We start from the raw sequence: 13,008 nt of genomic DNA, 5'->3' as shown, positions 1-13,008 counted from the left end.
TGCTCGGGACGAGCATGAGGCGGCGAAGGGAGCCCTGCGGAGACGCTCCGCTGCGTGACCAACCCGTAAGCTTTCGCGCGCGGCGGAGGATGCTATGGCTAGCGCCTTCGCGTATTCCGGGAGCCGTCCATGTTCGCCCGCCTGACTCGCCTCGCCCTCTCCCTGGCCGTTCTGGCTGCTCCCCTGGCCGCCCCCCTGGCCGCCCGGGGCGCGGAGGCGCCGCCGATCCAGTACCGCGAGCGGGTGCTGGAGAACGGCCTGCGCGTGCTGTCCTCGGTGGACGAGACCACGCCGAACGTGACGGTGCAGGTCTGGTACGGCGTCGGCTCCAAGGACGATCCGGAGGGCCGTTCGGGCTTCGCCCACCTCTTCGAGCACATGATGTTCAAGACCACGCGGAACATGCCGTCGGAGACGCTCGACCGCATGACCGAGGACGTGGGCGGCTTCAACAACGCCTCCACCTGGGACGATTTCACCAACTATTACGAGGTCGTGCCGGCCAACCACCTGGAGCGCCTGCTGTGGGCCGAGGCCGAGCGCATGGGCTCCCTGGTGGTGGACGAGGCGATCTTCGCCTCCGAGCGCGACGTGGTGAAGGAGGAGCTGCGCCAGCGCGTGCTGGCCAGCCCCTACGGCCGCCTGTTCGCCCTGATGCTGCCCAAGGCGACCTATCAGGCCCACCCCTACAAGCGGCCCGGCATCGGCTCGATCGCCGAGCTGGACGCGGCCACCATCGACGACGTCCGCGCCTTCCACGAGGCCTATTACCGCCCCGACAACGCCGTGCTGATCGTGGTCGGCAACTTCGAGCCCGCCAAGTTCGACGCCTGGGTCGACAAGTACTTCGCCGGCATCGAGAAGCCGCAGGCGCCGCTGAAGCGCGTCACCGCCGTCGAGCCGCCCCGCACGGGTCCGGGCGTCTATCGGGGTTACGGCCCCAACGTGCCGCTGCCGGCGGTGGTCCTCACCTGGCTGGGCGCCGCCGCCGACAGTCCCGACGCGCCGGCGCTCAAGGTGCTCGACGCCATCCTCTCCAGCGGCAAGTCCTCGCGGCTCTACAACGCGCTCGTCTATGAGCAGCAGGTCGCCGTGGAGGTGATGTCCACCGCCGACCTGCCCCAGCAGCCGGGCATGATCGCGCTGGGCGCCATCATGTCGAGCGGCGAGAGCGTCGAGACCGGCGAGCAGGCCCTGCTGGCCCAGGTCGCCCGGCTGCGGGACGCGCCGCCCAGCGAGGCGGAGCTGAACGAAGCCAAGAACGAGCTGACCGCCGCCGAGCTGCGCGAGCGCGAGACGGTCGACGGCCGCGCCTTTGCGCTGGGCTACGCCTGGGCGACCGAGGGCGATCCGGCCGCCGCCAACGAGAACCTGGCGGCCCTGCAGGCCGTCACCGCCGCCGACGTCCAGCGGGTGGCGCAGAAGTACCTGGATCCGCAGCGGCGCATGACCATCACCTATCGCTCCGAGGACGCCCGTCCCGAAGGCGAGACGGAGGCCGAGGAGGCGCCGCCCGCCGTCGAGGCCGTCCGCTACGAAGGCGACATCGTCACCCTGGCCCCCGAGGGCGAGCGGGAGGCGCCGCCGCCGGTGGCCGAGGCCATCAGCCCGACCTTGCCCAAGCCGGCCGAGACCACGCTCGCGAACGGCCTGCGCGTCATCGTCGCCCGCTCCAGCGACCTGCCGCTCGTCTCCGGCGCCCTGATCGTCAAGGCCGGCGCCTGGGCCGATCCGGAAGGGCAGGCCGGCGCCATGTCCATGACGGCGAACATGCTGCCCGAAGGGACCGCCACCCGCACGGCGCCCCAGATCGCCCAGGAGATCGAGGCCCTCGGCGCGGTCCTCTCGGCCTCCGCCGGGCTCGAAAGCAGCTCGGTCGGCGTGACGGTCATGTCCGACAAGGTCGCGCCGGCCTTCGCCATCCTCTCCGACGTGGTCCGCAACCCGGCCTTCGCCGCCGAGGAGCTGGAGCGCCAGACCGCCCAGGCCCTGGACGCCCTGGCCGTCGCCTATGAGGATCCGGGCCAGCTGGCGGCCATGACGGCCGCGCCGGTGATCTTCGCCGGCACGCCGTTCGGCCACGCCGCCGACGGCACGCCGGCCTCGCTGCAGAAGCTGACGCCCGACGGGCTGAGGGCGCTGCACGGAACCTACTTCCGTCCCGACAACGCCATCCTGGTCCTGACCGGCGACATCTCGCCCGAGGCCGGCTTCGCCCTCGCCCGCCAGGCGTTCGGCGACTGGCAGGCGCCGTCCGCCCCCCTGCCGCCCCAGCCGCAGGTGGCGCCGCAGGCCCAGCGCAAGGTGGTGGTCATCGATCTGCCGGGCACGGGCCAGGCCGCCGTCCGTCTCGCCAAGCCGGCCATCGCCCGGGGAAGCGAGGCCTACTATCCGGGCATCGTCGCCAACACGGTCCTGGGCGGCAGCTATTCGGCGCGGCTGAACCAGGAGATCCGGATCAAGCGCGGCCTCTCCTACGGCGCCAGCTCCTCTCTGTCGGCCCGGCGCACCACCGGCGCCTTCCAGGCGCAGGCCCAGACCAAGAACGAGTCCGCGCCCGAGGTCATGGACCTGATCGCCGCCGAGCTGGACAAGCTGGGCGCCACGCCGGCCCCGCCCGAGGAGCTGAAGGCCCGCAAGTCGGTGCTGGTCGGCGCCTTCGGCCGGGCCATGGGCACGGCGGGCGGCCTGGGCGGGGTGCTGGGCGAACTGGCCCTGCAGGGCGTGCCGCTGGACGAGATCGCCGTCTACACCGCCAGGGTGGAGGCCGTGACGCCCGACCAGGTGCGCCGCTTCGCCGAGGCCCATCTGGCGCCCGAGGACGCCGCCGTGATCATCGCCGGCGACTTCTCCGCCTTCGAGGCGGGGCTGCGCGCGCGCGAGCCGGACCTGACGGTGATCCCGGCCGACCAGCTCGACCTGGATTCGGCCACCCTGCGGGCGGTGGAGTAGAAGGCCCGCCGTCGCCGGGGGTTGAACCCCCCCCGGCGGCCGGGCGTAGTGCATCCATGCAAGATCAGTTCGACGTCGTCGTGGTGGGCGCGGGCGCCGCCGGCATCGCCGCGGCCGCACGCCTGTCGCGCTCGCCGCTCTCGGTGGTGGTGCTGGAGGGCCAGGGCCGCATCGGCGGCCGCGCCCACACCTTGCTCGCCCGCACCGACCTGCCGCTCGATCTCGGCTGCGGCTGGCTGCACAGCGCCGACCGCAATCCGCTCGTCCCGCTTTTCGAGCGCCGCGACATCCCGATCGACCGCAGCGAGCCGGCCTGGGCCCGGCCGGAGGCCAATCTCAGCCTGACGCCCGAGGACGGCGAGAGCTTCGGCGCCGCGCTGGCGGCCTTCGAGGCCCGCCTGGAGGCGGCCGCCGCCGAAGGGGGCGAGGGGCGGGCCAGCGCCTATCTGCCCGGCGCCGGCCGCTGGGCGCCGATGATCGAGGCCTTCTCCGGCTACTATAACGGCGCGGGTCTCTCCCAGGTCTCGGTTCAGGACTACGGCGCCTATGAGGACACCGGCGTGAACTGGCGCGCGCCGGAGGGTTACGGGGCGGCCATCTGCGCCCTGGCCGACCGCTCCCTGATCGTTCCCCACTGCGCCGTGCTCTCCATCGACCACAGCCGCACGCCGCTCGTCCTGGAGACCGCCCGCGGGCCGGTCAGCGCCCGCGCCGTGGTGGTGACGGTCTCCAGCGACCTGATCGCGCGGGAATCGATCCGTCTGACGCCCGGCCTTCCGGAGAAGGTCGACGCCGCCACCGGCGTGCCGCTCGGCCTCGCCAACAAGGTCTTCCTCAGCCCCACCGCGCCGGAGGCTTTCGGCCGCGAGCAGCATCTGTGGGGCCGCACCGATACGGCCGAGACCGGCAGCTACTATCTGCGTCCGCTGGGCCGCCCGATCATCGAGGCGTTTTTCGGCGGCGCCCATGCCCGCGCCCTGGAGGCGGAGGGGCCCCGCGCGGCCGCCGCCTTCGCCATCGAGGAGCTTGTCGGCCATTTCGGCGCCGGCGTCCGCCGCCAGCTCAAGGTGATGGCCGAGACCGGCTGGGCCTCCGACCCCTGGGCGCTGGGGGCCTATTCCCACGCCCTGCCGGGCTGCGCGCCGGCGCGGCAGGTGCTGGCGGCGCCGGTCGAGGACCGCCTCTTCTTCGCCGGCGAGGCGACGTCGAAGACCGCCTTCTCCACCGCCCACGGCGCCTGGGAGAGCGGCCTGCGCGCCGCCGACGAGGTGCTCCTGGCCTTGCGGGTCACGGCCGCTTAAGCCACAGGGGTGGCCCCCTCGACCGGAGAGCGCCATGGACGGCCCCACATCGCACTTCTTCTTCTCCCAGCGGCTGCGTCTCCACTATGTGGACTGGGGCAATGAGGGCGCCCCGCCGCTGGTGCTGGTGCACGGGGGCCGCGACCACTGCCGCAACTGGGACTGGGTCGCCCAGCGCCTGCGCGACCGCTACCACGTGATCGCGCCGGACCTGCGCGGCCATGGGGACTCGGCCTGGGCCGTCGGCGGCGGCTACGACATGAGCGCCTACATCTACGACCTCGCCCAGCTGATCCATCAGCGCAGCGACCGGCCGGTGACCCTCATCTCCCACTCGCTCGGCGCCGGCATCGCCCTGAACTATTGCGGGATCTTCCCGGAGAAGGTGGAGAAGATCGTCGCCATCGAAGGCCTCGGCCCTTCGCCCGCGGTGATGGCCGAGCAGGCCAGGCGCGCGATCGACGAGCGGCTGCGCAGCTGGATCGTCGACCGGCGGGAGAATTCGGGCCGCAACCCCCGCCGCTACGCCAGCCTCGAGGACGCGGTCGCCCGCATGGCCGAGGAAAACCCGCACCTGTCGCCGGAGCAGGCCCGCCACCTGACCGTCTACGGCGCCCTGCAGAACGAGGACGGGACCTATAGCTGGAAGTTCGACAACTTCATCCGCGGCGGCGGGGTCGGCGGCTTGAGCCACGCCGACCAGCACCAGCTCTGGCGCAACATCACCTGCCCGGTCCTGCTCTTCCGCGGCATGGAGTCCTGGGCGTCCGACCCCGTCGAGGATGGCCGCATCGAGAACTTCCGCAACGCCCGCCTGGTGAATGTCGAGGGCGCCGGCCACTGGGTCCACCACGACCGGCTCGACGTCTTCATGGCGGAGGTGGAGGCCTTCCTGGCCGGATAGGCCTCAGGCGATCCTCGCCCTCTGGCCCCAGCGGGCGAGGTCGGGTTCCTCGCCCATGAGGGCCAGGCCCGAGGCGATGGATTCCAGCTCCGCCCCGGTCTCGATCTTCTCGGCCGGGAAGCGGCGGGCGAAGACGGCGCGCACCGCCGGCACCAGGGAGGAGCCGCCGGTCAGGAAGATCCGGTCGATCCCCTCGGGCCCCAGGCCCGCCGTCGCCAGGGCCTCGTCCACGGCCCCTTCGATCAGGGCCAGTTCCGGGGCGATCCAGTCCTCGAACTCCGTCCGCGCCACCTCGCGGACGAGCGAGACGCCGCCGGCCTCGAAGCGGAAGACGGCCGAGGGTTCCGAGGACAGCGTCTCCTTCAGGTCGGAGACGGCGCGGTAGAGGCGGTAGCCGTGGTTGTCGTCGAGGATCTCGATCAGGCGCTCGATCTTCTCCGGCTCGACGGCCTCGCGGGCGAGCTTGCGGATCTCGCGCATGTCACGCGAGGCGCGCAGCAGGGCGAGCTGGTCCCAGCGGGCGAAGGCCGAATAGTAGCGGTTGGGGATGGGCAGCACCTTGCCGAAGGAGCGGTAGGACGAACCCTTGCCGAGCGCCGGGGAGACCAGGTGGTCGATGATCCGGTAGTCGAAGGCGTCGCCGGCCACGCCGACGCCCGACCGGCCCAGCGGCTCGGCCCGGAAGGCCCCGCCGGCGCGCGTGAAGCGGATGATGGAGAAGTCGCTGGTGCCGCCGCCGAAGTCGCCCACCAGCACGGTGGCGTCTTCCTTCAGCTGCCGGGCGAAGAAGAAGGCCGCGCCCACCGGCTCGTAGACATAGAGGATCTCGGAGAAGCCCAGCCGGGCGAAGGCCGCCTCGTAGCGCGACAGCGCCAGGTGCTCGTCCGGCGCGGCGCCGGCGAAGGTCACGGGCCGCCCCACCACCACCCGCCTGGGCAGGTCCGCCAGGTCCGCGCCGCCGTGGTCGCGCAGCTTGAAGAGGAAGGCGGCCAGCAGGTCCTCAAAGGCGTAGCGCCGGTTCAGGATCTGGGTCTCGGTGAAGCTGGACTGGGCGGCGAAGGTCTTGAACGACTGGATGAACCGCGTCTCCAGCGGGTCCTCCGCATAGGCCTCGATGGCCCAGGGACCGGCCTCCACCGTGCGCTCGGCCGGCGCCTCGGGCGGGGCGTAGAAGGAGAGGGCCGAGCGGAAGGCGGTGACCTCGCGCTCGGGCGCGGGAAAGCGGACGAGGCGCGCGGCCTCGCCCGGCGCGGCGAGCGCCACCACCGTATTGGTGGTGCCGAAGTCGACGCCCAGGCTCAAGGCGGGCGGATGGTTCGCGCTCATGGCGCAGGTCCTCCCCGGGGCGGAGCGGACGACGGATCGTCCGCCGCCCGGAGAGCGCACGATCCCTTAGACGATCTGGATGGGGCCCAGACGCATCAGAGGGCGGCCTCCTGCTGGGGCTGGTCGTAGGCCGCCAGGGTGGCGGTGTGCAGGATGCGCGAGACCGAGGCCGAGAGCGGGCAGATCTGCACGCTCTTCTCCAGGCCGAGCAGGATCGGGCCGATGACGGTGGCGCCGCCGAAGGCCTGGACGAGCTGGGTGGAGATGGCCGCCGAGTGGATGGCCGGCATGATCAGCACATTGGCCGGGCCGGTCAGGCGCATGAAGGGGAAGTTGCCGCGGCGCTCCGGCTCCAGCGCCAGGGCGGGGGGCATCTCGCCCTCGTACTCGAAGTCGAGGTCCATCTGGTCGAGCATGGCGACCGCCTCGCGCACCTTCTCCGAGCGGATGCCCATGGGATTGCCGAAGGTGGAGTAGGACATGAAGGCCACGCGCGGGGTGTAGCCCAGCGCCTTCACCGCCTGGGCCGCCTCCAGGGCGATTTCCACCAGGTCCTCGGCCTCCGGCATCTCGGTGACGTTGGTGTCGGCGATGAACAGGGTGTGCCCCTTGCCCAGCAGGACCGACATGCCCATCACCCGGCCGCCGGGGGCGGGATCGATGACGCGCAGCACCTCGTCCAGCGCCTGGTCGTAGGAGCGGGTCACGCCGGTGACCATGGCGTCGGCATAGCCGAGCGCCACCATGCAGGCGGCGAAGGAGTTGCGGTCCTGGTTCACCAGGCGCTGCACGTCGCGCATCAGATAGCCCTGACGCTGCAGCCGCTCGTAGAGATAGTTGGCGAACTCCGGATTGTGGTCGGAGGTGCGGGCGTTGATGACCTTCAGGCCCGCCTCCGCCGGATCGAGGCCGACGGCGCGCATGTTCTCGGCCACCAGCTCGTCGCGGCCCACCAGGATGGCGTCGCCCAGGCCCGCGCCCTGGAAGGCGTAGGCCGCGCGGATCACGCTGGGCTCCTCGCCCTCGGCGAAGACCACCCGCTTCTTGGGCCGGCCCAGGACCGCGCCCTGCAGCTTCTGCAGGAAGGCCGCCGTGGGATCGAGCCGCTGGGCGAGCTCGGCCCGGTAGGCCTCCATGTCCTCGATGGGCTTGCGCGCCACGCCGGTGTCCATGGCCGCCTGGGCCACGAACGGCGGCACGTACCAGATCAGCCGCGGGTCGAAGGGCGTCGGAATGATGTATTCCGGCCCGAACTTGAGCTGCATGCCGTGATAGGCCGCGGCCACCTCGTCGGGGACGTCCTCCTGGGCGAGCTTGGCCAGCGCCTGGGCGCAGGCGATCTTCATCTCCATGTTCACCCGCCGGGCGCGCACGTCGAGCGCGCCGCGGAAGATGTAGGGGAAGCCCAGGACGTTGTTGACCTGGTTGGGATAGTCGCTGCGGCCGGTGGCCACGATGGCGTCCGGGCGGACCGCGTGGACCTCCTCGGGCGTGATCTCGGGGTCCGGATTGGCCATGGCGAAGATGATCGGCTGGGGCGCCATGGCCTTGACCATGTCGGCCGTCACCGCCCCCTTCACCGACAGGCCGATGAAGACGTCGGCGCCGACCATGGCCTCGGCCAGGGTCCGGGCGTCCGTATCGACGGCGTGCGCCGACTTCCACTGGTTCATGCCTTCGGAGCGGCCGCGCCAGATGACGCCGGTATTGTCCACGGCGATGCAGTTCTCGGCCCGCATGCCCATGGCCTTGACCAGCTCCAGCGTGGCGATGCCCGCCGCGCCCGCGCCGCAGAGGACGAGCTTCACGTCCTCGATGTTGCGGCCGGTGATCTTGCAGGCGTTCAGGAGGCCGGCGGCCGAGATGATGGCCGTGCCGTGCTGGTCGTCATGGAAGACCGGGATGTCGAGCAGCTCCTGCAGCTCGGTCTCGATGCGGAAGCATTCCGGGGACTTGATGTCCTCCAGATTGATGCCGCCATAGGTCAGGCCGATGTTCTTGACGACGGTGATGATCTCGTCGGGATCGGTGGCGGCCACCTCGACGTCGATGGAGTCGACGTCGGCGAAGCGCTTGAAGAGGACGCTCTTGCCCTCCATCACCGGCTTCGACGCCAGGGCGCCGAGATTGCCCAGCCCCAGGATCGCCGTGCCGTTGGAGATGACGGCCACCAGATTGCCCTTCGACGTGTAGTCGTAGGCCTTGTCGGCGTCCTCGGCGATGGCCAGCACCGGTACGGCCACGCCCGGCGAATAGGCCAGCGACAGGTCGCGCTGGGTGGCCATCGGCTTGGTCGGCGCGATGGCGATCTTTCCGGGCTGGGGCAGACGGTGGAAGCTCAGGGCCTCCTCGTCGGTGAAGGTGCGTTTTTCGGCGTCGCTCATAGGCGCGGCGGTCCTTGCAGACAGGCGGACGAGTGGAAGGCGCGCAACCTACCGACCCGAACCCCGCGCCACAACTGCAAGAACCGTGCGGGGGAGTAGGAATTGCGGGCGCGGGGGTGTTGGACGGGAAGCGTGGCCGTGGGGTCACTCGCGGCTGGATGGCTTCGGTCCTTCCGACGGCGGCGACGCTCACGCTACACGGCTTCAGAATGGGATTTCGTCGTCCAGCTTGCTGCGCGGCGGCTCGTCAGTTTCCCCAGGCACTACGCCGACGTTCGCCGCGGCTGTGGTATCCATCTGATGGGGCGGCGCTTGCACACGTATTCCCCAGGCGTCGACCACCGTGTCGAGCGGGAAAGCCGCCTTTTCCATCCGCCATTCATGATACGGCGCGGCTGTGGTGCTCCACGGTCCAGGCTCGGGCCGTGTGAATTGAACACGGGTCGGAATGTGAAACGCGCTTCCGAAGACGATCGCTTCGCCGCTGTCGAGTATCGTCACCTGGTCGAGGAGCCGGCGCGCCTGCATGGGGATGATGCGCCTGAAATGCTCAATGTCGTCGGGGTTCTGGAGTCGATGGCTGACGAAGTTGGCGCACTGGCTGATGATCGTCTGACTTATCTCGCTTGGCCGCTGGCTGGCGATGATAAGCGAGAGGCCGAACTTCCGGCCCTCCTTTGCGATCCGCTCGAACGCGAGCCGCGAGAGTGTTTGGCCTTTGGCTTCGTCGCTGCGCGGAGGTCTAGCGTAGTTGTGGGCCTCTTCGAGGACCAAGACCCATGGGTGCTTGTAGCGAGCTTTCGCGGGCAAATTTTCGCGTATCTCTAGGAGGACGCGCCCGATCACGGTGCAGGCGTACGGCAGCACTTCGTGACTGAGCATCGAGAGATCGAGGACGGCAACGCGCGGCCCTTTCCGTACGCCTAATCCGAAGCGTTTCAACCAATCTTCCAGAGAGGTGACCTTGGTTGCCTCCTCTTCGTAATTCAGGAAAGCACGCCAACGTGGATCATCAAGCCGCGTTTGGAGGCGCAACTTCAGTGTTGTGAGATGCGCTTCGATTCTGCCTGCCTCTTCCGGGGAAGTTGCAGCGTCGATGAGCGAGGGATCTTGAAACTTCGAGCGTGGAATATAGAGAGGGCTGTCTGCTGTCGTTGCGCTGACGGTCGCGACGGCCAGTTCACCTGCGAGCACTTCCTTGATTGACGCCGCGAGCTCTTCTGCGGCACTCCTGATCTCGGCCTCGTTGAGTGGCGAGTTGAAATCCGGCGGGTTAGCGTTGAGCTGCCCTTGATGTTGAGCGAGGGCAGCTGTTAGTCGTTGTCGACCAGCTAGTTCCCGGCCACCAAGATACCCTTCCATGATGCGGTGATCGGTCACCGCAGGCTTCTTCTTAGGTCGGCCGGTGGTGTTGAGTACTTCGACAATGGCGTTCGCCTTCTGAAGCGCGAGGCGTAGCGAGTTTGCGTCTGCGGCGAGCGCCTTGTTTGTCGATTTCGCTTTCGCCAACGCCCACCAATCCTTCAGGACGGGCTCCTGGGTTTGCTCTGACGCGCTCAGCCAGGCGCAAACTTCGGCTGCGTTGAATAGCCAGATCGGAAGGGGGAATTCCTGGCCGTTCAGATAGACGTGATCGGGCCTGCGTTCGAGCGTCTGTGCGCCCCCGAAAGCCTTGCCGTACTCGCCGTTGATATCGAGCACGAAGATGTGCGGTTCGTTCCCCTCGTCACCGAGAGCGGCCATGGCCTTCTGGATGAGGCTCGAGACGGAAAAAGACTTTCCGGAACCTGTATTACCGACAATCGCAAGTGGTCTTGAGAACATGTCGTTGTACGACGCGCGTACAACATTCTGAGGCTGACCCGTTGGACAACCTAGCGTCAGATCGCAGTCAAAGTCGTCGTCATCGCCCTCATAATCGTCAGGGCGGTTGCGACGGGGCGGCGTCTCGAAAACTGCCTTCAACACATCTGGAGGGCTGATTTCGGCCGGTGTGTCGAGTGTTGGCAAGATTGTAATGCCGGCGCTAAACGTCCATTTTTCGCCCGCCCGGCTGATCGTCCCAAGCAACTGAACGCTTGCTACACGCCGTGGCTTTATGAGTTCCAAGGTCAGCTCGTCGCCCGATGACGGATCGTAACTCTCGCGCGCTTCGAGATCGGTGATGACGCCGATTACCGTCTGACCCGCGCCTAGGGAAAAGGTCAGATACGCATTGATAGCGACAGCGACTTGGACACCGTCCAGCGTTGCGCGCATCGCAGAGTGCGTCCCGGGCAGGAGTTCGACTTTGACCCGAAATCCTTGGACTGCGACGATGTGCCCGATGACCCGTGGGCTCTCCATTTAGCCCCCAGTCTGGTGCGGCGGCCCACCGAGCGCAGCGTCTAAGCCTAGCGCAGGGGCCTTATCGCCCTGGATGGAAGCGATCTGCTTTTCAAAACTCCGCAGTCGTAGGAAGTCCGTTAACCATTGGACGTCGGGCATAATTGTCTTCGCAAAGTCATCGAAGCTTGCGTGCTTGAACTTGGCCGCCTTGAAGGCCTCCTCGGTGGCAGTCAGCACGAATGCGCGCCGCCCGAGTTCCTTGTACCCCTGAATTCGTTTGATCGTCGCACTCTTCGGATCGGGCTCAACGACCAACATCACTAGCGAGGGGTTCATGAGGGCCGTCTCAATTATTCGCGTAACGTGTTCGTCGCCGAAACCGTAACCGAGGACGAGCAAGAAGGTCTGCGGCACGCTTAGGCGTATTTGGAACGAGCGCAGCAAATGCGCGAACGGCATCGACAAAGTCTGAGCAAACTTGTTGGCCGTCGGAAGGATGCCAATGGGACCAGTATTCTCCGTCAGGCTATCGAGCTTCTGCGCCTTCTGCTCGACACCCAACTCCCGATAGTCGGCGAACGGCGCGAGCGAAGGGTGTCGCGCACGGAGCTCGTCCCCTTCGGCTCGCCAGTGGATCGAGCCGTGAAGCTTGTAGAAGTGCAAGAACTTGTCAAACCGGCGGACACGGCCTTCGGCGACCTCGCCTGGATAGTAAATGTCTAGCCCATAGACGGACGGATCAAACCGCGCCTCTGCCCGTCCGCTGAAGCCGTCGAAATACTGAATGCCTAGGCGCTCAAGCGCCTGCTCGAAGAGGGTATCGTAGTTCAACGTGAATAGGTTCGCGCGTCCGAGGTTGCTGTCGCGGGCGACGAGCTTCGCGAGGAACGCGAGATGGGGCGGAACCCCTGCCGGCGTCACCGAGCCCTCGGGAATGGGCGGCAAACTAAGTGCGCACTCCGCAAATATTGCTCGGCCCAGATGGTCAATGAGCCACTTTAGGTCGTCGATTGATGGCGTCGCATCGCCCTGCCAATTGAGACCACAGAACGGCGATCCTGTGGATGTCGCAAGGTGATAGGCGTTCACGAGGAACGAGAGCCAAGCCTCGAAACCGATCGAATCTTGGACCAATAAATCACTCAGTCGACCGCTGACGATCTTCTTCGCCTCTGGTGGAATGTCAGGGTGCTTTTCGAGAGTGCTGAGGACCGCTGCATCAAGGTTGGCCATCGTCTTGCCGCCCAAGCCCTCGCCGACGGAGCAGCCAGCGGCAGTGAGAACAACGAGGTTCTCCATGCGCAGCCATTCAGCGATCAGCGCCTGAAGCCTGATGCGCGCCTCAGTCTCATTCTTCCCTTTGAGCAAGTCGTCCGCTTTGCCGTCTTCAGACGGGCCAAAGAGGCTGTAAGGGGAAGGAACGTTGTTGGGCTCGCTCATAGCCACTCCGCGACAGCACAGCTTCTAAGCTACCCTGACGGGAAAGGTATTCAAGGCAACGCGGAAGGTGCACCTGCCGCAGCTGGGCGACCCACAGTGACCCTCCAAGCCGCCCGCCTCACCCTCCGCCTCATCCTCGCCGCGGCCTACTTCGCCGCCGGCGTCCTGCACCTCGCCGTCCCTGCGCCGTTCCTCGGGATTACGCCGGGCTGGGTTCCGTGGCCGCAGGCCGTGATCGCGGCGACGGAACCCAGCCCGGCGTAATCCCGAGGAACGGCGCAGGGACGGCGAGGTGCAGGACGCCGGCGGCGAAGGAGGCCGCGGCGAGGATGAGGCGGAGGGTGAGGCGGGCGGCTGGGAGGGTCACTGTGGG

At 68.0% G+C, this 13,008-nt stretch carries 8 protein-coding genes; 4 read left to right on the top strand and 4 right to left on the bottom strand.

Annotated features, from left to right (window positions below; genetic code table 11):
* Nucleotides 1–129 precede the first annotated feature (129 nt).
* The 3 genes from H2041_RS17745 to H2041_RS17735 are packed head-to-tail and all read left to right on the top strand — an operon-like array spanning nucleotide 130 to nucleotide 5,157.
* A complete protein-coding gene (locus H2041_RS17745; protein WP_293415014.1) occupies nucleotides 130–2,952 on the top strand; it encodes a pitrilysin family protein in 2,823 nt (940 codons plus the stop codon).
* A 56-nt stretch (nucleotides 2,953–3,008) separates the two neighbouring features.
* Entirely contained in the window at nucleotides 3,009–4,253 is a 1,245-nt protein-coding gene (locus H2041_RS17740) for an NAD(P)/FAD-dependent oxidoreductase (protein ID WP_293415012.1), read from the top strand.
* A 34-nt stretch (nucleotides 4,254–4,287) separates the two neighbouring features.
* Entirely contained in the window at nucleotides 4,288–5,157 is an 870-nt protein-coding gene (locus H2041_RS17735) for an alpha/beta hydrolase (RefSeq protein WP_293415010.1), read from the top strand.
* A gap of 3 nt (nucleotides 5,158–5,160) precedes the next feature.
* Here H2041_RS17735 and H2041_RS17730 read toward each other — a convergent pair whose 3' ends face one another.
* The 4 genes from H2041_RS17730 to H2041_RS17715 all read right to left on the bottom strand — a co-directional run bounded on the left by H2041_RS17730 (nucleotide 5,161) and on the right by H2041_RS17715 (nucleotide 12,635).
* On the bottom strand, nucleotides 5,161–6,483 hold the full coding sequence (locus H2041_RS17730; RefSeq protein ID WP_293415008.1) for an Hsp70 family protein: 1,323 nt from the start codon (nucleotides 6,481–6,483) through the stop codon (nucleotides 5,161–5,163).
* 95 nt (nucleotides 6,484–6,578) lie between these two features.
* Nucleotides 6,579–8,867 carry an NADP-dependent malic enzyme gene (locus tag H2041_RS17725; protein ID WP_293415006.1) on the bottom strand — a complete coding sequence of 763 codons (2,289 nt, stop codon included), beginning with the start codon at nucleotides 8,865–8,867 and terminating at the stop codon, nucleotides 6,579–6,581.
* 204 nt (nucleotides 8,868–9,071) lie between these two features.
* On the bottom strand, nucleotides 9,072–11,126 hold the full coding sequence (locus H2041_RS17720) for a DUF87 domain-containing protein (RefSeq protein WP_293415004.1): 2,055 nt from the start codon (nucleotides 11,124–11,126) through the stop codon (nucleotides 9,072–9,074).
* Nucleotides 11,127–11,213: 87 nt separating this feature from the next.
* On the bottom strand, nucleotides 11,214–12,635 hold the full coding sequence (locus H2041_RS17715; RefSeq protein ID WP_293415002.1) for an SIR2 family protein: 1,422 nt from the start codon (nucleotides 12,633–12,635) through the stop codon (nucleotides 11,214–11,216).
* Nucleotides 12,636–12,731: 96 nt separating this feature from the next.
* Here H2041_RS17715 and H2041_RS17710 point away from each other — a divergent pair, with 96 nt between their 5' ends.
* Entirely contained in the window at nucleotides 12,732–12,899 is a 168-nt protein-coding gene (locus H2041_RS17710) for a hypothetical protein (RefSeq protein WP_293415000.1), read from the top strand.
* Nucleotides 12,900–13,008: the final 109 nt, after the last annotated feature.

The organism is Phenylobacterium sp. (assembly GCF_013911965.1).
GTDB lineage: Bacteria > Pseudomonadota > Alphaproteobacteria > Caulobacterales > Caulobacteraceae > Phenylobacterium.
Note: the sequence above shows the minus strand (reverse complement) of the source record. Positions and strands in the feature narration are given on the sequence as shown.